This window comes from Deferribacterota bacterium, from assembly GCA_034189185.1.
Classification (GTDB): Bacteria; Chrysiogenota; Deferribacteres; order Deferribacterales; family UBA228; genus UBA228.
This window is the reverse complement of record JAXHVM010000001.1, coordinates 1-20,826: the sequence shown is the minus strand read 5'-3', so window position 1 is coordinate 20,826 and position 20,826 is coordinate 1. Positions and strand designations below refer to the sequence as shown.

General features: G+C 31.1%; 16 protein-coding genes and 3 tRNA genes. 5 read left to right on the top strand and 14 right to left on the bottom strand.

Translation table 11 applies throughout. From position 1 onward, the window contains the following. Positions 1-19: 19 nt before the first annotated feature. Together SVN78_00095 and SVN78_00090 are read left to right on the top strand one after the other, a co-directional pair. Positions 20-1,456 (top strand): DUF445 family protein, encoded by a 1,437-nt coding sequence (locus SVN78_00095; protein ID MDY6820004.1) that lies wholly within the window; start codon positions 20-22, stop codon positions 1,454-1,456. Continuing rightward, positions 1,381-1,869, top strand: a complete 489-nt coding sequence (locus SVN78_00090) for a hypothetical protein (protein MDY6820003.1) — start codon at positions 1,381-1,383, stop codon at positions 1,867-1,869. The genes SVN78_00095 and SVN78_00090 overlap by 76 nt, the downstream gene beginning before the upstream one ends. Positions 1,870-2,048: 179 nt before the next feature. Here the strand turns inward: SVN78_00090 and SVN78_00085 are convergent. The 3 genes from SVN78_00085 to SVN78_00075 form a co-directional block, all read right to left on the bottom strand. Continuing rightward, positions 2,049-2,121: transfer RNA gene (locus SVN78_00085), tRNA-Phe, on the bottom strand. Between the two features lie 6 nt (positions 2,122-2,127). After that, positions 2,128-2,198: transfer RNA gene (locus SVN78_00080), tRNA-Cys, on the bottom strand. A 13-nt stretch (positions 2,199-2,211) separates the two neighbouring features. Beyond that, positions 2,212-2,284 (bottom strand) — tRNA-Gly (locus SVN78_00075). 150 nt (positions 2,285-2,434) lie between these two features. Between SVN78_00075 and SVN78_00070 the strand changes: the two genes are divergently transcribed. The 3 genes from SVN78_00070 to SVN78_00060 are packed head-to-tail and all read left to right on the top strand — an operon-like array spanning position 2,435 to position 6,079. Next, positions 2,435-3,979 (top strand): acyl-CoA carboxylase subunit beta, encoded by a 1,545-nt coding sequence (locus tag SVN78_00070; protein MDY6820002.1) that lies wholly within the window; start codon positions 2,435-2,437, stop codon positions 3,977-3,979. Positions 3,980-3,998: 19 nt separating this feature from the next. Further along, positions 3,999-5,519 (top strand): acetyl-CoA carboxylase biotin carboxylase subunit, encoded by a 1,521-nt coding sequence (locus tag SVN78_00065; protein MDY6820001.1) that lies wholly within the window; start codon positions 3,999-4,001, stop codon positions 5,517-5,519. 47 nt (positions 5,520-5,566) lie between these two features. Further along, on the top strand, positions 5,567-6,079 hold the full coding sequence (locus SVN78_00060) for a biotin/lipoyl-containing protein (protein MDY6820000.1): 513 nt from the start codon (positions 5,567-5,569) through the stop codon (positions 6,077-6,079). A 5-nt stretch (positions 6,080-6,084) separates the two neighbouring features. Here SVN78_00060 and SVN78_00055 read toward each other — a convergent pair whose 3' ends face one another. The 11 genes from SVN78_00055 to SVN78_00005 all read right to left on the bottom strand — a co-directional run. Continuing rightward, a complete protein-coding gene (locus SVN78_00055; protein MDY6819999.1) occupies positions 6,085-8,547 on the bottom strand; it encodes an EAL domain-containing protein in 2,463 nt (820 codons plus the stop codon). 1 nt (position 8,548) lies between these two features. Next, positions 8,549-9,613, bottom strand: a complete 1,065-nt coding sequence (gene ispG / locus SVN78_00050; GenBank protein MDY6819998.1) for a flavodoxin-dependent (E)-4-hydroxy-3-methylbut-2-enyl-diphosphate synthase — start codon at positions 9,611-9,613, stop codon at positions 8,549-8,551. Positions 9,614-9,874: 261 nt separating this feature from the next. Next, positions 9,875-10,720 (bottom strand): sulfite exporter TauE/SafE family protein, encoded by an 846-nt coding sequence (locus SVN78_00045; protein MDY6819997.1) that lies wholly within the window; start codon positions 10,718-10,720, stop codon positions 9,875-9,877. 60 nt (positions 10,721-10,780) lie between these two features. Continuing rightward, positions 10,781-12,241: a hypothetical protein gene (locus SVN78_00040; protein ID MDY6819996.1), complete on the bottom strand. Its 1,461-nt coding sequence runs from the start codon at positions 12,239-12,241 to the stop codon at positions 10,781-10,783. Positions 12,242-12,400: 159 nt separating this feature from the next. Continuing rightward, a complete protein-coding gene (locus SVN78_00035) occupies positions 12,401-13,858 on the bottom strand; it encodes a hypothetical protein (protein ID MDY6819995.1) in 1,458 nt (485 codons plus the stop codon). A 101-nt stretch (positions 13,859-13,959) separates the two neighbouring features. Further along, complete coding sequence (locus tag SVN78_00030; GenBank protein ID MDY6819994.1) at positions 13,960-15,552, bottom strand: VCBS repeat-containing protein; 1,593 nt, start codon at positions 15,550-15,552, stop codon at positions 13,960-13,962. 46 nt (positions 15,553-15,598) lie between these two features. After that, positions 15,599-16,924 carry an ATP-dependent protease ATPase subunit HslU gene (gene hslU / locus SVN78_00025; protein MDY6819993.1) on the bottom strand — a complete coding sequence of 442 codons (1,326 nt, stop codon included), beginning with the start codon at positions 16,922-16,924 and terminating at the stop codon, positions 15,599-15,601. A 16-nt stretch (positions 16,925-16,940) separates the two neighbouring features. Then, complete coding sequence (gene hslV, locus SVN78_00020) at positions 16,941-17,474, bottom strand: ATP-dependent protease subunit HslV (GenBank protein ID MDY6819992.1); 534 nt, start codon at positions 17,472-17,474, stop codon at positions 16,941-16,943. A gap of 137 nt (positions 17,475-17,611) precedes the next feature. Continuing rightward, positions 17,612-19,411 (bottom strand): methyl-accepting chemotaxis protein, encoded by a 1,800-nt coding sequence (locus SVN78_00015; protein MDY6819991.1) that lies wholly within the window; start codon positions 19,409-19,411, stop codon positions 17,612-17,614. Positions 19,412-19,502: 91 nt separating this feature from the next. Next, positions 19,503-20,219 carry a precorrin-6A reductase gene (gene cobK / locus SVN78_00010; protein MDY6819990.1) on the bottom strand — a complete coding sequence of 239 codons (717 nt, stop codon included), beginning with the start codon at positions 20,217-20,219 and terminating at the stop codon, positions 19,503-19,505. Further along, a partial coding sequence (locus SVN78_00005; GenBank protein ID MDY6819989.1) for a precorrin-3B C(17)-methyltransferase occupies positions 20,216-20,826 on the bottom strand: 611 nt, incomplete at its 5' end. The genes cobK and SVN78_00005, both read right to left, overlap by 4 nt.

Genomic DNA, 20,826 nt, shown 5'->3' with positions numbered 1-20,826 from the left:
AAACTTTATTGCAATAAAAATGCTTTTTAGACCATTTAAAAGAAGGTGGTTTACCTTAGGCTGGCAAGGTGTGATCCCACGTAATAGATCAAAATTAGCAAGTGAAATTGGTTTAATGGTGGGAAACAAATTAATAAGTAATGAAGCTATAAAAGGAGCAATATGGGAGAGCAACTTTCAAGATTTATTAGAAGTGACTATAAAAAAAGAACTAAAAAATATCTTAGATAGAGACGTTGGTAACATAAAAGCATTACTCAATAATTTTGGTATAGATTCAAAAAATATTTCAAGAAAAATAGCTGAATATCTAATAGAAAGTGAAGGGCTAAAAAACACGTTAAATGAAAAAGTTAACAATATTTTAGAGAACCTCTTAGAAGAGGTATATGAAAAAAAAATAAGTGATTATCCTAAAATCTACGAGGGCGTCATAACCACCCTCCACAACCTTATACTAAATTATTTAATAACTAATGAATTTATAGATAAGCTATCAAATGATATAGGGGAAATTATATTATCGGGTAAATCATTAAAAAATATAATCAAAATAGATATTGATGAAATACTAAAAAACATATCAAATTCAATAACGGTTAAATTAACTGAATCTATTTATAACATCCTACAAAGAGATGAGGTTAAGGAGAAAATAACTAGAAAAATAATAGACTTTAAAAATAATTATTTTAAAGATGGTTTTTTTAATCAACTAAAACTTACTGCTATAAATATAATACTATCAGATGAAACAATTTATGAGATAATTGACAAAGAATTCCCACAAATAGTTAATTCATTAAAGAATAATAATGATCTAAAAAATAAAATAAGTGATAATCTCTATAACTATCTAAACAATATATTGTCAAAACCAATTTATGAATATATCGAAAGAATTGGCTTTGAAAAATTTTATGAATATAGAGCAAAAATTATTCATAGATTAAAAAAATATATACATTCTGATAATTTCAACGAAAAGATTGAGAATATTATAAAGAATAACATTGAAACACTTAGCCAAAAGAAAATAAAGGAGGTATTAAAAAATATAACAATTAACAATGAAAAGTTTTCTATTCAAGTTGATGTCTCCAATATATTAAAAACTGAAAATCAAAGTAAAATAGAAAATTTATTTAATGAAGTTCTAGACACTATAGTACTTGGGAATATATATAATAGTATATCTGAAAAAACATATAACGAATTAGCTGGAAATTTTAAAAAAGAACTTAATAGCATACTTGATAATAATATAATAAATGTATTTAATACAATAAATATCTCAAAGATTATTACTGATAAAATTAATAATCTATCTTTAAAAGATGTGGAAAATCTATTATTCTCTTTTATGAAGGAGGAGTTTAGATGGATAAACTTATTAGGTTTTATAATAGGTTTTATAATAGGCGTTATAGAAGTAATTATAATACAATTTTATTAATATTAATTTTTATACTGGCTATTTATGGATGTGGTGGTCTATATTTAGAGTATAACAGTGATGGGATATATGAAACTCCAATGATGCGTTACGAAATAAAAGAGACTGATAATAATGATTTAAACATTAAAATAACAAATATCTCGGGAGACACCACAATGAGATGTGACTTGATTTTCTATTTTAAAAACAATGATAATGAAACTGTAAAAACAAAAAGCTATATCTGCCCCATATTATATTCCTACTTTTGGAAAAGCACAGAAACCACTATAAAAACACCACCTGAAGCTACAAAGGTGTATATTAGATATAATGAATATGACTATCCCGGTGGACCTGTAAGTCGTTTTAATAAACATCATAGATATTCATATTTCAGCACAATCTATATGAGGCTTAGATATAAGTGATCTTTTCATTTTGTAGGTTATAGACTTCTTACGTCTCCTTAAATCGCAGGTTAAAAATTTTATTTAAAGGTTTCTTCAACTTGCGAAGCCAATAATGTGAGGAAACAACTTGTATATAGGGAAATTCAACTTTCGAAGTTGAAGGATTACAAAGATATAACCACCAACTTTAGAAGTGATGCCCAGGGGCGGAATCGAACCACCGACACGGGGATTTTCAGTCCCCTGCTCTACCGACTGAGCTACCTGGGCTTCATAAGGCGACGCCCGGAATTGAACCGGGGTACGCGGTTTTGCAGACCGCTGCCTAGCCACTCGGCCACGTCGCCATTAAAAAAAATAAGCGGGTGACGGGACTCGAACCCGCGACCTCAACCTTGGCAAGGTCACGCTCTACCAGCTGAGCTACACCCGCATTATGTGTTTAAATATATAATAAAATTAAAGTGTTTTGTCAATACTACTTTTTCATGTTAGATATTAAATATGTAGCTTCACATTGACAACTTTAAATAAATGTTATAATAATATTACTGTTAAAAATTTTATATAAAAAGGAGCTAATGTGGAAGACAAGATTAATGAGCTAAAGAAGCTGAATGAATTAGCAGAGTTAGGTGGAGGTATAGAGAGGATTAAAAAACAACATAGTGCAGGCAAATTAACAGCTAGAGAGAGAATTGAAAAGCTGTTAGATAAAGGAACCTTTGTTGAGTTAGATAAATTTGTTAGACATAGATGTCATTATTTTGATATGGAGAAAAATTCCTACTTAGGCGATGGTGTAGTTACAGGATATGGAAAAATTGCTGGCAGAAAGGTATATATCTTTTCGCAAGATTTTACAGTTTTTGGGGGATCGCTCTCAGAATATTTTGCAAAAAAAATATGTAAAATAATGGATCTAGCCCTCCAAAATGGGGATCCAATTATAGGATTAAATGATTCAGGTGGAGCTAGAATACAAGAAGGAGTATTATCCCTCGCCGGATATGCTGATATATTTTTAAGAAACTCTTTATCATCAGGTGTAATCCCTCAGATATCAGCTATTATGGGCCCTTGTGCAGGTGGAGCAGTATACTCCCCAGCACTTACTGATTTTATATTTATGGTAAAAGATACAAGCTATATGTTTATTACTGGTCCTGATGTTGTAAAAACAGTAACAAATGAAATTGTAACAAAAGACGAATTAGGTGGCGCTGTAACGCATAACACTAAAAGTGGTGTAGCACATTTTATAGCTGATAATGATGAGGAATGCTTATTAAAGATTAGGGAACTACTCAGTTTTTTACCATCTAACAACCTAGACGACCCTCCAATAAAACCTACCAAGGACGATCCAAATAGAACAGATAGTGAATTAAACAAGATTGTGCCAGAGAATCCTAATCAAGCTTATGATATTAAAAGCATTATAACAAAAATTGTAGATGATAACTACTTTCTTGAAGTACAAGAGTTATATGCTAAGAATCTAGTGGTTGGTTTTGCAAGGTTTAATGGTAAAACTGTTGGTATACTTGCAAATCAACCTCAAGTTTTAGCTGGTGCACTCGATGTTGACTCATCAATAAAAGGTGCAAGATTTGTTAGATTCTGTGATTGTTTTAATATTCCCCTATTAACACTCGTTGACGTCCCTGGTTTTATGCCAGGAACCAATCAAGAATATAACGGCATTATTAAACATGGTGCAAAACTACTCTATGCATATTGCGAATCTACTGTTCCAAAGATTACTATTATAACAAGGAAAGCATACGGTGGCGCATATGACGTATTAAGCTCAAAACATATCAGGGGTGATATAAATTATGCTTATCCAACAGCTGAGATTGCTGTTATGGGGCCAGATGGAGCAGTTAATATATTGTTTAGAAATGATATAAAATCAGCAAAAGATCCAGAAAAGAGAAAGAAAGAGCTAGTTGAAGAATATAGAAAAACCTTTGCAAACCCCTATAGAGCAGCAGAATTAGGATTTATTGATGAGATAATAATACCAGAGAATACAAGAACAAAAGTAATACAAGCCCTTGAGTTATTATCAAATAAGAGACAAACTAACCCACCTAAAAAGCATGATAATCTACCTTTATAAAACATATAAGGAGTAATATATGGCTAAAATAGATAAGGTATTAGTGGCAAATAGAGGAGAGATTGCCATTAGAATTTTTAGAACCTGTAGAAAAATGGGCATAAGAACAATTGCTATCTACACACATGCTGACAGAAAAGCTCCGCATGTAAGATATGCAGATGAAGCATATTTAATAAGCGATAATAAAGATGACCATACTTATCTAAAAAAGGATAAAATCATAGATATTGCCAAAAAAACAAATGCTGCTATACACCCTGGCTATGGCTTTTATGCAGAAAATGCAGATTTTGCACAAAGTGTGGAAGATGCTGGTTTAATATTTATTGGCCCTCATCCTAAACATATTAATGATATGGGCTCTAAAACTGCAGCAAGGCATATTATGAACTCTGCAGGTGTCCCAATAATACCAGGGACTAAAAATCCTATAAGGGATATAAATGAAGCTAAAAAAGTTGCTGTGGATATAGGGTTGCCCATTATGTTAAAGGCAGTTTATGGTGGTGGCGGCAAAGGCATGAGAATAATAAAAGATATTAAGGATTTTGAACCTTCCTTCAGGCTTGCCACATCAGAGGCTCAATCCTCTTTTGGGAATGGTGATCTGTATATTGAAAAATATATAGAAGAACCCCACCACGTAGAGGTCCAAGTTCTTGGTGATAAACATGGAAACTATGTTCACTTATTTGAAAGGGAGTGTTCAATACAGAGAAGGCATCAAAAACTTATTGAGGAGACCCCATCCCCTTTTATTGACGATAACACAAGAAAAGAGATGTTTGAGGTTGCCGTTAAAGCAATAAAAACAATTGGTTATATTAGTGCAGGTACATTAGAGTTTATTGTGGGAAAAGATAAAAAATTTTACTTTCTTGAGATGAATACTAGACTGCAAGTTGAACACCCTATAACAGAAATAGTTACAGGTGTTGATATTGTTAGAGAGATGATCCTAATCGCTGAAGATAAGCAAATATCATATAAACAAGATGAGATAAAAAGGGATGGCCATGCTATAGAGTGTAGAATATGCGCTGAAGACCCAACTAATAATTTTATGCCCTCACCAGGATTAATAAAGGTATACCATGCTCCTGAGGGGCCAAATGTTCGTGTTGAATCTGGTGTTTACGACGGTTATGAAATACCTCTTTTCTATGACCCATTAATGGCAAAGGTATGTGCACATGATAAAACTAGATATGGTGCAATTATCAATATGAGGAGAATATTATCTGAGTTCATATTGCTTGGGATAAAAAGCAATATACCCTTTCATCAAAGTGTGCTAAAAAATAATACATTTATAAAAGGTATATATGATACTGGATTTATCGACAATCAGTTCAATGTTGAGGAGATGCAGAGAAGGAAGGAGGAGGACCCTTCTGTGGCAATAATTGCTGCAAGCATAAAACAACTTCTTTCCGAAAAGAAAGCAGCAGCTGAAAGCTTGACAGAAAAAGAAGGAGTTTACGAAAACAATTGGAAAAGGATAGGCAGATTAATGAATATTCAACGATTATTTTGAGAGATAGCCTTAGTTAATTCAATCTATAATAAAGGAGGTTTACAAGAATGATTACAAAAAGGAAGTATTATGCTGAGGCAGAGGGTTCTGAATATAAAGTAGAAATAGTAGAAAGAAAGAACGGCTATTTTGAAGTAAAAATAAATAACGAACTACATATAGTTGATTTTGTGCAAATATCTGAGAGTATTTATTCAATAATAATTGATAACAAATCCTATGCAGTTGATATTACTGAACATAACGATAGATTTGAGGTACTAACAAATGGTGATTTCTATGAGATAGAGATCTTAGATGAGATTAAAAAAATGTTAAAGGACAAAAAAGCTATAAAAGCAGAGGGCAAGCAGATTCTTACTGCACCAATGTCAGGAAGTATAGGTAAAATTTTGGTAGATTCTGGTGATGAGGTAAAAGAAGGCCAAGCTATATTAATTTTAGTAGCCATGAAGATGGAGAATGAGATAAAGGCAGCAAAAGACGGTGTAGTTAAAGAGATATATATAAATGTTGGTGATTCTGTCACGTCTGATCAAAAATTAGCCCTAATTGAATAATCTTTTTAAAAAATATCTCTCTTAGGTGCTCCCAAATAAAATCCTTGAAAATAATCAAAACCTAGTTCATATGTTTTCTTTAAGATTTCTTCGCTATGAACAAATTCAGCAATTGTTTTAAGATTTAATTGTTTTGCAAAATATATTATTGAGCTTACAAGTATCTCCATATCTTTATCCCTATCTAAATTTTTGATAAGTGTTCCGTCAACCTTAAGATAATCTATATCAAGGCTAAGAATATGGGAGAAGTTAGAATAACCAGAACCAAAATCATCAATAGCAAATTTAACATTGTAGCTTTCCTTTAAAGATCTAATGTATTTACCAAACAGATCATAATCATTAATATTTTCACTCTCAACAATCTCAAAAGTAAAGCGCTTTGCCACTTCTTTATTATTATTTAAAACTTCTTTTATATAATTAAAAGTTTCATTATTATAAAAATCCTCAATATTTACATTTACAGAAAAATTAATACCGCTATCCTTAAAACATTTAAAGGACTCATCAAACATGCGTTTTGTAATCTGCGAATATAGGTTACTTCTCCTTGTAATGTCCAAAAATAGAGCAGGACTAATGATATCACCATTATTGTCAATTAATCTAACCAATGATTCATAACTTATTATATTATTATTTCTATCATAGATTGGTTGATAGAATGGGATAATCCTATATTCATCTAGAGCCTCTTTTACCTTTCTAGACCATATAATTGTATTTTGAAAATAATTTTTTGTAGATTCATAGTTATCATAAACCATTGAATAAATTTTATTTCTTTTTGCCTCTTCTATTCCAAAACCTAAAGCCTCCATGGCAATTGGGGTATTATACACAAAAACTGTATATACAACAAAATCTATAGCAAATTTATGTTCTGGCAGAATATACCTTTTATTATTTACATAATTAACAAATCTTTCGGCTACTTCTTGAAGATATTTCTTATCAATATTGCTCTCGTAAGTTGCCAAAAGTGCTAATGTATCTTCACTGTAATGATATATATTGAACTCACTCTTCCCAAAGAAAGCCACAACTTCATCTGCAAGCATCTTGAATATATCCTTACCTATCTCTAGTCCATAATAATTTTTTAGTAGATTATAGTTCTCTAGATATATAATACCCGCTGCAAAACATCTATTATTCATATTGATATAATTAAGATCCTCCCTAAATTTCTCAAAGCTTGGCAGATTAGTATCTAAATTATAATATAATCTTCTCCTTAATTCATTTTGGGCTGATATAAGAGATTTTGTCTTATCTTCAATCTGATTCCTATAATTTTGAAAAATACGCCAAATAAGCTTCGAAAAGAATAATGATATAACAAAAGCTACACTAGCAAAAAGGACAAAAAGCAAAATAGTGATTAATAACTGAACAAATAGATCCTTCTTAACATTAGTTATTACGCTTTTATACATTTTTTCAATATCATCCATAGAGACATTAATCGAAATTAACCAGTTAAACCTTGGATAATAATATAGGTATGCAAGTATATCTTTTCTCTTAACATTTTTATCTGGTAATTCAAAACTTATAAAGGAGCTACCTTTTTCTCTTATACTTTTTAAATATTTTTTTCTGTACTCAATACCCCTAATATCAGTAGCGTTATCTGAAATAAATTTGCCCTCTTCTTTTGGGTTTGATTGACGTATCAATATTTTTGCAAAATTCTTGCCACCCTCTAAATTATTGACCTCAAAAAGGGTAAGCATATATCTATCATCAGCCACTCTTTGTCTTAACATCTCTAAAATATCTTTTTTTAAAGTACCTTCAATTATATCCATATCTACAAAACTACCAATATACCAGTTAAAGATTGGAATCTTTTTTACAAATCCTACATATTTCTTATAGATAACAAAACCTTGTTCATTAGATTTTAAAAATTTAATATCCTTTTCTACAATACTCTTAAAAAAATGATCTTTATTTAATGATAATAAATTAACACCCTCAAACTCTGGGAATGCAGGCTGTAATATAGAGACTCCATCTAAGTCATTAATGTAGATATATGAATTACCAACAGCAAACCTAATCTCCCCTAAAGTATTAACAATTAATCCTTTTAATTCTTCATTATTTAATTGATTCTTATACCATTCATATAGATCTGTTGCGACATCCTCAGCCATAAATACATGTTCTTTTAAAACTCTATGAAGAAATCTTTGATTGTTCTGATAATAGGTGTCAATTACTGAAACAAGTTGTTCAACCCTATTTCTTATATCATCTTTTCTATCTTTAATAATATTGTCTCTATTGTATTTTAAAGACTTTTTATAATTACTATATTGACTATATATAAAAAAACTACCTAATGAAATCACCAGAAAGGTAATAATTATAACACTACTTATTACATTAACTTTAAGAAGATTACTCTCAGTTAGAAATTGTTTTAACTTTTTCTTCTCAAAAAAGCTCATTTTATCTACTAATCAACCCTTCGTTTGTTAAGAGGTTTAAAAAATTCTGCAAAATATCCTCTTCTTTTACTTTCATTAAAACTCTCCCTTTTTTAAATATTACAGCTTCGCCATTTTCAGCAGCAATACCATAGTCAGCTTGTCTTGCCTCTCCTGGCCCATTAACAATACAACCCATTACAGCAATTTTTACTGGAATCTTACAATTTGAAAGTAATTGTTCAATCTTCTTTGCCAAATTCTCAATATCTATAGTACACCTTCCGCAGGTTGGACAGCTTATAATCTCAACTCCTTCTTCTCTAAGTGATAAACTTCTAAGTATAGCTTTGCCAACGTAAACCTCTTTAACTGGATTCCCTGTAAGGGATACCCTTATTGTATCCCCAATACCATCTAACAAAAGACTTCCTATACCTATTGATGACTTTACAATTGCATAATCACCTATCCCTGCCTCAGTTATACCTAAATGCAGCGGATAATCACATTTTGAAGCAATCATTCTGTATGCTTGTATTGTATTAATTACATCACTTGATTTGACAGAGACTTTTATATTATTAAACCCTCTTTTTTCAAAGATATCTATATAATCTAATGCAGATCCAACTAAACCCTCAACAGCACCATATTTCTTTAAATATTTACTCTTAAGTGAGCCTGCATTAACACCAATACGTATAGCCCTATCATTCTGTTTGGCCGCATCAATTATATTATCAAGTTTTTTAAAGGGAAAATTACCAGGATTGATCCTAATACCATCGGCACCTGCCTCAATAGCCTTTATAGCCATATTATAATCAAAATGGATATCAGCAATAATAGGTATAGATATATAATTTTTAATCTTTTTTAAAGTAAAAACTGCTTCATTAGTTGGGATTGTTAACCTAATAATTTCTGCACCTGCACTAATTAATTCATCAATCTGTTTTATAGTTTTGTCGTAATCCTCAGTTTTTGTATTAGTCATAGTCTGAACAGAAATTGGACTATTACCACCAATATAGACTGAGCCTAGTTTAATCCTTTTTGTTTTTCTTCTTTTTATATTATTCATCTAAGTTTTAGATATAAAACAACTAATATATTGACTATTAAAATAAAAGAAATTATAAAATTATAATAGTTTTTCTTTACTATAAAATATATGAGTAATTTTAATAACACAATAAAAGGTGTAATAACAAGAATTATAATAGCTATATATTTAATATTAAATATATTAATATTTATTAAAAACTCTAAAAAATATGATATAACAATCAACAAGAGTGACAAATATATACCACTTTTATAGACTTTTGATATAAATCTAAAATCATTCATAAAAAAAGGCCTTTAGAAACATCTGTATTGCCATAACAAACAGTATAATTGTAAACAATATTTTAACTTTTACATCCCTAACCTTACTAAAATATCTATTTGAGATTTGTGAGCCAATAAAGACACCTATAACAATCACTGAGATTAAATTTAAGTCTATATCACCATAAAGAATATAAACCAATGCACCAGCTGAGGCAGTTAAGGATATCATAAAATTACTTGTAGCAGTTGCTGCCTTGATTGGCATCTTAGAGATTAAATTCATTGCAGGAACCTTTAAAAAACCGCCCCCTATACCAAGCATACTTGACAGTATGCCAGCAATTGATGAAAACAAAATTGAAATTGGTATATTTTTAGCATTATAGAATACTCTCTCTCTTATTATTTCATCATAATAATAATCTGAAAAATATGTTTTCTTCTCTAAGTTTAAAATTTTATAATCTTTTATGTCATTTTCGTTATTATTTTTAAAAATATCTCTTATATAAATGATGGCTAATATTAATACAGCTATACTAAATAAGAATATAAGATATTTTTCATTCAATCCTAAACTTAAAAAACCACCAACAATTGCAAAAAAAACAGTTGCACACTCAAGTGTCAAACCAAGAGGTATATTTACATTACCCTTTTCTATATTGTTTGCTGCTGCCACAGAACTATTAGCTACTATTGCCAATAAACTTGCAGGTACTGCAGCATGAAATGGGTAGCCTAATAATAACACTAATACAGGCATTATTATGATGCCACCACCAATACCTAATATAAATCCAAGAATGCCACCAATAATACCTGTTGATAGAAGTATTATATTTTCATACACCTATCAAAAATAAATTATAACCATAAAATAGTCAACAAAAAGAACTTCTATATAATTACATCAGAAGTTATACTGAAATTTAAAGTTTAATGCATAAACAGTATCATCCTCAAACTTTCTTCCTTCAGCATCTCTATTTGCTTCAGGGATAAGTGCACCAGCTAGCATAGATAGTGTTGTTCCCTCTAACAATTGATATTCACTAACAAGGGCAATCTGCACAAAACCATCATACATATATCTTTGATTAAAAGTGCTGGGCTGATCTCTTAGTATATTCTCTCTATCACTTGAGATAACATCCTCATCAATCATATTCCAGATATAGGCAACATCAAAGATATGTTTAAGGCTTTCGGTAGTATTAAAGGTAACCTGCCCGCCTATCATAGAAAAGCCTGTTGGATCATAGGCATAACTTGCAAGGGCTAAACTGTCAAAAAAGAATGTTGCGTAAGTTCCATAAACCATATAATCAGGTGAAATTGTGGGCATAATACCAAGATCCCTATCATCATAGTCACCTCCATCAAAACCAGAGGAATATAGACCGTATACATCAAACTTATATCTATCATATATATAGGTTAGTGAGCCATCTATTAGAAAACCTTCCATCTCAAGATCACTACCTGTCCTAGCATCTACTTCAGCACTGCCATATACACCGTGTAGTTTCCAATCAATACCATTTCCGTAAGGTATTCTACCGTCAAAGGCAGCTCCTATCCAGAATGCATCCATATCATTAAATGTTGTATGAAAAGAATCATCACTAAAACTTTTTCCCATTATTGTATAATTTCTATTAACTGAGTATTCATCTATTAGATCACCTTGATACATATCAACTAAATTACCTACTGTATCATAACTATATAGATGACCATTGTGTGAAACATGGGAATATAAGAAATAGGGGGTTACATTAAAATAATCAGTCTTCATTGGCACCATAACACCATAAAGATCACCATTATCATCATTATCATAGCCTACCTTATCATAACCTCCATCATAGAGCCTTGAATATAGAAAATTAACACCAAAATTATCAAAATCTTTACCAATTAATATACCCGCAGTCTCTTGTGAGAAAATAACGCTATTTGGCGTATCCAATTGGAATACACCTAATTTTGCATATAACCATTTATCAATTTCAATATAGGCATTTAACACTTCAACATCGGCACTATTATCACCACCACCAACTCGTGCATAACTATTTTCATCACCCCACATAGCATCACCCATCTCAAAAAATACAACACCTTTAATGCCATCTCCATTGTCAGCAGTAAGTTGCAAGCCTGTTCTCTGTTCAATATATTGATCAAAATCATCATCATCTTCAATATTTCCAAAATTATATAGGGTCATACCATCATCACCGCCACCGCCACCCCAAGAGTTAAACATCCTAATGCGGTAATATCCATTTGCTTCAAACTCAAGTGCATAGCTTGCTGTAACTATAAATAGAGATAATAATACAAGAGTAATTGTTTTTTTAAACATAATCCTCTCCTTATTTAATTATTAGTATTATATGGTTATTCTAATATTTGGTTCAATTACTTATTTAGAAAATACATTATATAATATTTTTATAATATTTTAAATAATTAAAAAAAAGGAGGCTTTTTAAAGCCTCCTTTTTTAAATTTATAGCTCTTTTTAGAAATTATACTGCAATTTGAAGTTTATAGCATAAGCTGTGTCTTCTTCAAATTCGTTACCATTAACATCATCATTTGCATCAGGAACCAATGCGCCTGCTAACATTGTAAAGGTAGTTCCCTCTGCAATTTGATATTCATTAATAAGAGCAATCTGAACAAAACTATCAAACATATATCTATAATTAAATGAATCTGTATTATCCCTTGAGATCCCTGCAGCTGCTGCAACATCCTCATCGATCATATTCCAGATGTAGGCAACATCAAATGTGTGTTTTAGTCTCTCTAAAGAATTGGCTGATACCTGACCACCTATCATTGAAAAACCGGATGGATCTTGGGTAAAGCAGCCCATAGAATAGCTGTCAAAAAATAGTGGTGCATATGTTTTATAAGACATATAGCCAGGTGCTAATGTTGGCATTATATCTAATTCATGACCGTTATAGTCTCCTTCATCAAAGCCTGAAGAATATAGGCCATATACATCAAACTTATATCTATCATATATATAAGTTAGTGAGCCATCAATTAGAAAACCATTCATCTCTAAATCTTCACCTTCTATAGCATTTAAATCAGCTGAGCCGTATACTCCATGTAGATTCCAATCGATATCATAACCAGGGATCTTCCCATCAAAGGCTGCACCAATCCACCACATATCTGCATCTTTATAGCCATCATGGAGTGTATCCTCTAAAAAACTTCTACCCATTAAGCTGTATTCGTTGTTTACATTTAGATTTGGGTTAATGCCACCATGATATAATCTCATAATATTACCATTATGATCAAAACTATTATATTCACCTTTTACATCAGCATGGGAATATAAGAAATAGGGGGTTACATTAAAATAATCAGTCTTCATTGGCACCATAACACCATATAAGTCTACATTGTCATCAGTATCATAACCTACCTCATCATAGCCAGCATCATAGAGTCTTGAATACATTAAATTAACAGCAAATCTATCAAAGTCTTTACCAATTAAAATACCAGCTGTCTCATCTGAAAAGACAGCACTATTTGGAGTATCAAAAGTAAATACACCTGCCTTTGCATAGATCCATTTGTCAACCTCAATGTAGGCATTTAACACCTCAACATCGGCATCATTATCGCCAGCACCAACTCTAGCATAATCATTCTCATCACCCCACATAGCATCACCCATTTGGAACATTACAACACCTTTAATGCCATCTCCATTGTCAGCTGTAAGTTTCAATGTAAATTCTTGGTCAAAAAAGGTATCATCATCATCACCATCTTGAATATTTCCAAAATTCCACGCATTGGCTCCTTTGTCAATATTAACGTCACTACCACCACCACCCCAGGTGTTAAACATCCTAATACGGTAAGAGCCATTTGCTTTTAGCTCTAATGCATAGGAGCTATAGGCAAACATAAGCATTAACAGTACTACAAATAGCTTTCTCATAGTTCTCCTCCTTTCTTTTATTTATTTACTCTTATTACCTTAATTTCCCTTTTCATTTACTGTTTACCACAGTAGCATTGTGGTGTCAACTAAATTTTCTATTAATATTTTAAAATTATTAAATTACTATTACCCTCATTTCCAAAGATATTCAAATCAACTGTTTTAGGGTTAGATTCAAGTACATAAAAATAATATTCGCCAAACTCATTTACCTTCATATACATATCATAGACGTTTTTAGAAAGGCCGCTGCCAACATAGCTAACAAGCATTGAATCTTTACCAATTTGCAATATCTTTGACGAGGTAACAATCAGTTTGTTTTCAATAAACGAAGTCAATGGTACATTAATGTAAGCATAGATAAAATTATTAAATTTAAATAATCTACTCTTTGGTGAAAACTCAAAAACTACCTTCTCCTCTTCATTCTCTCTTAACTTAAAAGCATCCTCATAACCTTCTCTATGGATTTCAGTAAAAAGGTCTTTCCTTCTCTCCCCCTCTAACATACCATATCTTGTTTTAAAGGTGTTTAAATATAACCCAAGTGAAGAGGGTACCTTATCCACAACGCTTCTACCAACCCCTTTTAATATCTTTCCCTCATCATCTATATATATTGATTCAGAACCTTCTGTAAAAAAACCATATAATCTAAACCCTTCGGGTGTATCAAAGGTTATTCCCTCTTTATAACTACCCTCCTCATAAACAACTGTAAATATTTTACCCCTCGTCAATCGCTCAAAGTGTTGCCTTTGGCCAATTATATAAGGAATACCATCTATTATAAAGGATCTGACAAAATAGGGTAAACTCTCTATTTTAGAATAAGATTCACCGTTATATTCATATATTTTTGTGCTAACATCACCCACATAAGGAAAATCTACTACAAATATTTCATCTATACCATTGCCATTTAGATCAGCAACCTCAACATTTATAATACTATTAAACCCATCTAACACGTTTTCTCTGACAGATTCTTTCTCTTCAATCTTATATATAATGACCTTATCTTTAGAGGAACCCACTACTTCATCAGTTTTATCCCCATCCACATCAGCTACAGATATACTTTTTAGTAGTGTATCTAAGGTAATTTTTTTTCTCTCTTTAAAATCACCTTCTTGAGCCATTTTTTCTTCTTCTTTTATTACCTTTGACGCTATTACTGAATTGTCTTTTGTTTTTAAACTCAGTGAATACTCACCCCTGTAAACCTTAGAAACATCCAGAATAAGATCGGCCTTAGATGGATCATTTACAATATTATAATTATTCGATGTAATATCATTTTCTACTAAACGTTTAAAATACTCATCTACCTCATTTTTATAATTAACAAAGATATTAAAATCTTGTGATACATTTACAATATCCTTTACCTTAGCTTCTGGACAATGTGTATAGGTTATAGAAAATCTCTCATATACCTCATCTAATTTAGCTTCGCAGATTTTATCTTTTGTTATCCCTAGAATCTCCCCAGTGATTGGGTGTTTTATCTCTTCAACCTGTTTATATATTTTTATCTTTAAGCCCTCAAACCCCCCTTGATCTTTACCAATATCTGTATATATTTTACCATCTTTTACCCTAATAACATAAAAATCCTTATTTAGTGATAATGAGTCAAACATAGACTCATAGGCATATAAATTTAGCGTACTATAAATTAGCACAATTATTAAAAATAATAATTTAAATAAATAATTTATATATATCATTTTATAAAATATACTGTGTCAAATCCTTATCACTTACTATTTCTGATAAATGAGTATCCACATATTCTCTATTAATTACCAACTTTTTAATATCCGTATCAGGTGCATCGAAGGAGATATCCTCCAATAATTTTTCCATAATAGTATAGAGCCTTCTTGCGCCAATATTTTCATTTGTAGCATTAACCTCTTCTGCAATCTCTGCAATTCTCTCAATACCACTATCTTCATAATAAATCTCTACACCATCAGAATTTAATAATGCCTTATACTGTTTTGTAAGAGCATTTTTAGGTTCTTTCAATATCCTTATAAATTCCATTTTATTTAAAGATTGTAATTCAACCCTAATAGGAAATCTGCCCTGCAACTCAGGGATAAGATCAGAGGGCTTTGCTGTATGAAAAGCGCCTGCTGCGATAAATAATATATGATCAGTTCTCACGAGCCCATATTTTGTGACAATCGTTGAGCCTTCAACCATTGGGAGTAGATCCCTTTGCACACCTTCTCTTGATACATCTGCAGATCTAAAATTTGCAGCATCAGCAGAACATACCTTGTCAATTTCATCTATAAAAACAATTCCACTGCTTTCCACTCTTTTTATAGCCTCATTTTTAACCTCATCCATATCTATCAATTTATTAACCTCTTGTGCTTCTATAATCTTCCTAGCCTCTTTTATACTCATCTTCTTTCTTTTTTTTCTTTTAGGAAACATATTTTTAAACATATCCTGCAGGTTCATCCCTACATCTTCTATCCCCATATTTGTCAAAATACCTATATTAGGGCCACCATCTTCAACCTCTACCTCAACAAATCTATCTTCAATCTGTTTGTTTTTAAGCATTTTTTTAAATTTGTTTCTAGTCTCACTCTCTGATTCACTCTCCACATAACCACGTGGCTTTGGTAGTAGTAAGTCTAAAATTCTCTCCTCAGCATTCTCTTTTGCTTTCTCTAAAACATCTTTTCTCTTTTCTTCCTTTACTAGATTAAATGCAATATCAGCTAACTCACGGATAATTGAATCTACATCCCTACCAACATAACCTACCTCAGTAAATTTAGTTGCCTCTACCTTTGTAAAAGGTGAGCCTGTTAGTTTTGCAAGTCTTCTAGCAATTTCTGTTTTACCTACACCAGTTGGACCAACCATTATAATATTTTTAGGCACAACCTCATCTTGTAACTCTTTAGGCAACTTAAGCCGACGATAGCGATTTCGCAGTGCTATAGCAACTGCTTTTTTAGCCTCACCTTGACCAATAATATATTTATCTAACTCTGATACAATCTCTTTAGGTGTTAATGACTCCATAATCCCCTCATATTATTTATAAATTATCTATTACTATATTATTATTTGTATATATACAGATAGACGAGGCTATATATAATGATTTCTCGACTATCTCTCTAGCGTTCAATTCTGTATTCTCTACTAATGCTCTAGCTGCTGCAAGTGCATATTGCCCACCTGAACCAATAGCTGCAATATTATTCTCTGGTTCAACCACATCGCCAATACCTGTTAATATAAACATAGATGATTTATCTGCAACAATCATCATTGCCTGGAGTTGTCTCAAATACTTATCTGTTCTCCAATTTTTAGCTAATTCAACAGATGATCTAAGCAAATTACCTGAAAACTCTTGGAGCTTCCCCTCAAATCTCTCTAAAAGTGTAAAGGCATCAGCTGTAGAGCCTGCAAAACCACACAATACGCTATCTTTGTATAGCTTTCTTATCTTTCTAGCATTACTTTTTAATACACTATTATTGAAACTTACCTGACCATCTCCACCAATTACAACATCACTTCCTTTTTTAACAGCAAGTATCGTAGTTCCTTCAAACATAATCAGATTAACCTCTTAAACTAAAATTAAGTAGCTTAATATATTATAAATAATATAATTTTTTTCAAGCTTTATTTAATTATATAGTTTTAGTGTTTTTATGCAATAAATAAACTTAAGCTATTTCTTTTAATTATTAAATTTTATTTAATAAAGACATCTGGGTCTAAACCTAACCTTATAGCTCCCCAATGTTTGCCATCTATAAATATTGGCATTGAAATCTCACTCAAAATCTCGCCTGTATCACGTTCATAGGTTAGAAAATCCCACCTTTTCATATTTCTAGCTGAACGAATCCCTGTTTTATCATTAAATATCCTTTTATCTCTAGAATAATTTCTATCAGTCTCTTTATCCCCAGTATATCTACAATATTTACTATTATGTGTTGGTGCATAACCATTCCTATCAACACATAGTAAAAACACGGCCCCTTCTATCTCTTTCAACCATCTATCATGTATTTGTTGCAAGTCCTTTTCAACGACCTGATCATAAAGGGTTCTATATTTTGGTGGATCAAAATCCCCCTCAATCTTCTTGTAATTCTCATCAAAAATATTTACTCCTTTTCTATAGGCATCCTCTAATATCTTTGCGCACTCCCTTCTATAGATCTCAAGTTTATCAAGTATTTCAGCAGTTTTACCCCTTCTTATCCTAAATTCTGATATAAGAGACACCAAATTATCTGTCCTATCAACTAGTTTATATAAAAAGTCTCTAATATTTGTAATAACGTCTAAGTTTTTATCACTTATACTATCAATATCTTCAATATTTTTAACCATCTCATCGCTACTTGATGATAACTCCTCAATGGAAGCAACTATTCTATTTATCTGATCTTCTGTATTTTCAAAATTTTTGATTATAAAATCAAAACTATTATGAGAATTATTAATGGCACTTGTACACTCCCCAATATCACTACTTAATACACCAGACTCTTTAGCAATATTATCAATAGTACCACTCATATTAACAATAGTCTCATTAATATTTGCTACCTCAGTTTTAACATTTTCTGCAAGTTTTCTTACCTCCTCAGCCACAACGGCAAAACCTCGACCAGCTTCACCAGCTCGAGCAGCCTCAATTGCTGCATTTAGTGCTAAAAGATTTGTCTGATCTGATATGTCGTTTATTATCTTTATTACATCTTTGATACCTTCTGCCCTATCCCTTAAGTTTAAAACTGTATCAACAAAATTTCCAATCTTTGTAGTGACTTCATTTATCTTTGCACTTGCCTCTGATAATTCTCCATAAGAATCTCTAGATTTTAAGACATTGTCATTAACAACATTTGATATACCCGATATATCATTTGCAATTAAGTTAGTAGTTTTAGAGATTTCCTTTAATGAATCAACCATTGTATTTATGGTAGCTTTTTCTTTTTCAAAATCACTACTAGCTTGGCTTATATTCTTACTGCTTTTTGTTGATGAAACACTTATATATGTTGTATTTGATCTAATACTATCAATTATATCACTAAGCATGCCTACAAATTTATTATAATAAACTGATAGATCCCTAAACTCATCATATGTAAAGGCCGGCAGTTTTACACTAAGATCTGCCCTTCCTTCAGATATATCTTTAAAAATATGAATAATTTTCTTTAATGGTCTATTAACAAGATATCTTAAAAATATAATAATTATAATGCCTGCAATTACACCAATAAATAAGAGTATTAAAAATATATAAAAATTTTGGTTTAAAATATTTTCAATGTAATTAATTAAATTTTTATCAACATTGTGGGAACTCAACTCATATACTAGTCTTTTATTTAAAAAATACAGCAAAGCAACGTAGACAAATTGTAAAAAAATTAGGAAGCCTATATTACCAGTTAGTTTTCTAGCTAAACTATTGAATACATTTTTTTCTAACCATACATATATCTTCCAGAACTGTCTTCTCATAAACATCCTTCAATATTAATTACTTAACATATAATTAAGGATATGTAAATAATTTAGGGCGTGTAAACTTAATATTTTAATGTTAATCATATTAAAATTTAAAGCTATTGTTATTAAATAATACAATTGTTATATTCTTCTCGATAGTGGCCTCTATTTTTTCATAGAGGCCACTATTTTTGCCAGAAATCTTACTTATAATGCAATCTATCTTATACTGATTTATTATAGCGAAATTTAGCTCTTTTGTAAAAGGTCCTTGCATAGCTATTATATTAGACTGTAAAACACCTAGTTCTTGAGCTTTCTTTATAGAACTGATTGAGGGTAGTATCCTAACATATGAATTTTCTAGAAACTCCCTAAACAAATAGAGGTATTTCACACCAATTGTAAAAAGTATCCTCTTAAAAGAATTTTTTTTAAGAAAGTCTTTAGCTGCTACTACTGAGTCAAAAATAAATATATTTTTACTATCCCTTGCAAGCTCCAATAAAGAGGGATAATCTATATCTCTTTTAGCATATATATAATCAATACCCACATCTACTGCCACTGTTTTTGCTATTTTTGTAATGGTAAGTGCATTTGGATGGGTTGTATCAATAATCTTTGTTATATTGTTCTTATTAACAAAATCTTTTAACAAATCTTTACTAAAATTTATCTTTAATACTTTAGAGCCATATAGTCTTGAGTAAAGACTATATCCATAATCTGTGCTTACAGTTATAATGAAGTCTTTGTCTAATTTTTCATTTGCAATAAAATTATGTGTTTCACTTGTTCCACCTAAAATCAATATCAAATGTTATAACCCCTTGGTGTTACAAGTTTATCATCTTTAACATAAGTTTTTGAATTGCCAATTATCAATACTGTACGCATATCTATATAGGAATAATCAATATCTGATAGTTTAAATAATTTTATATTTTCATTTCTATTAAAAGCATTCTTAACAGCTCCACAGTACACATCTCCCCTGTTTTCTAACAATCTCTCTACTAGAAAACTAAGCTGCCAATCCCTTTTCTTGCTCTTAGGGTTATACACTGATAATACAACATCAATTCTTGAGTAGGCTTCTATCCTTTTTTTTATAATATCCCATGGAATAAGTAAATCTGACATTGACAATATTACAATGTCTTCTGAAACAGCTGCACCAAGTTTTGCTGAGGCAGCAAGAAAGGCAGTAATACCAGGTATAACCTCTATATCCTTAACATTATCAATTAATTCATATCCCAAGGAAGCCAAACCATAAAGGGAGGGATCCCCACCACAAACTAAAGCTACATCCTTGCCAAGTTTATATTCTTTAATTGCAAAATTAACCCTTTTAACCTCTTCACCCATATCAAATCTATAAATCTCACTTCTTTTTTTATCTATAATACTATAAATTCTTG

Bases quoted from the DNA above. Each gene is read 5' to 3' on its own strand.
- SVN78_00095 (MDY6820004.1), top strand. From the start codon at position 20: ATGCTTTTTAGACCATTTAAAAGAAGGTGGTTTACCTTAGGCTGGCAA.
- SVN78_00060 (MDY6820000.1), top strand. From the start codon at position 5,567: ATGATTACAAAAAGGAAGTATTATGCTGAGGCAGAGGGTTCTGAATAT.
- SVN78_00040 (MDY6819996.1), bottom strand. From the start codon at position 12,241: ATGTTTAAAAAAACAATTACTCTTGTATTATTATCTCTATTTATAGTT.
- ispG (MDY6819998.1), bottom strand. From the start codon at position 9,613: ATGAATAATATAAAAAGAAGAAAAACAAAAAGGATTAAACTAGGCTCA.
- hslU (MDY6819993.1), bottom strand. From the start codon at position 16,924: ATGGAGTCATTAACACCTAAAGAGATTGTATCAGAGTTAGATAAATAT.
- SVN78_00015 (MDY6819991.1), bottom strand. From the start codon at position 19,411: ATGAGAAGACAGTTCTGGAAGATATATGTATGGTTAGAAAAAAATGTA.
- SVN78_00090 (MDY6820003.1), top strand. From the start codon at position 1,381: ATGGATAAACTTATTAGGTTTTATAATAGGTTTTATAATAGGCGTTAT.
- SVN78_00055 (MDY6819999.1), bottom strand. From the start codon at position 8,547: ATGAGCTTTTTTGAGAAGAAAAAGTTAAAACAATTTCTAACTGAGAGT.
- SVN78_00035 (MDY6819995.1), bottom strand. From the start codon at position 13,858: ATGAGAAAGCTATTTGTAGTACTGTTAATGCTTATGTTTGCCTATAGC.
- SVN78_00065 (MDY6820001.1), top strand. From the start codon at position 3,999: ATGGCTAAAATAGATAAGGTATTAGTGGCAAATAGAGGAGAGATTGCC.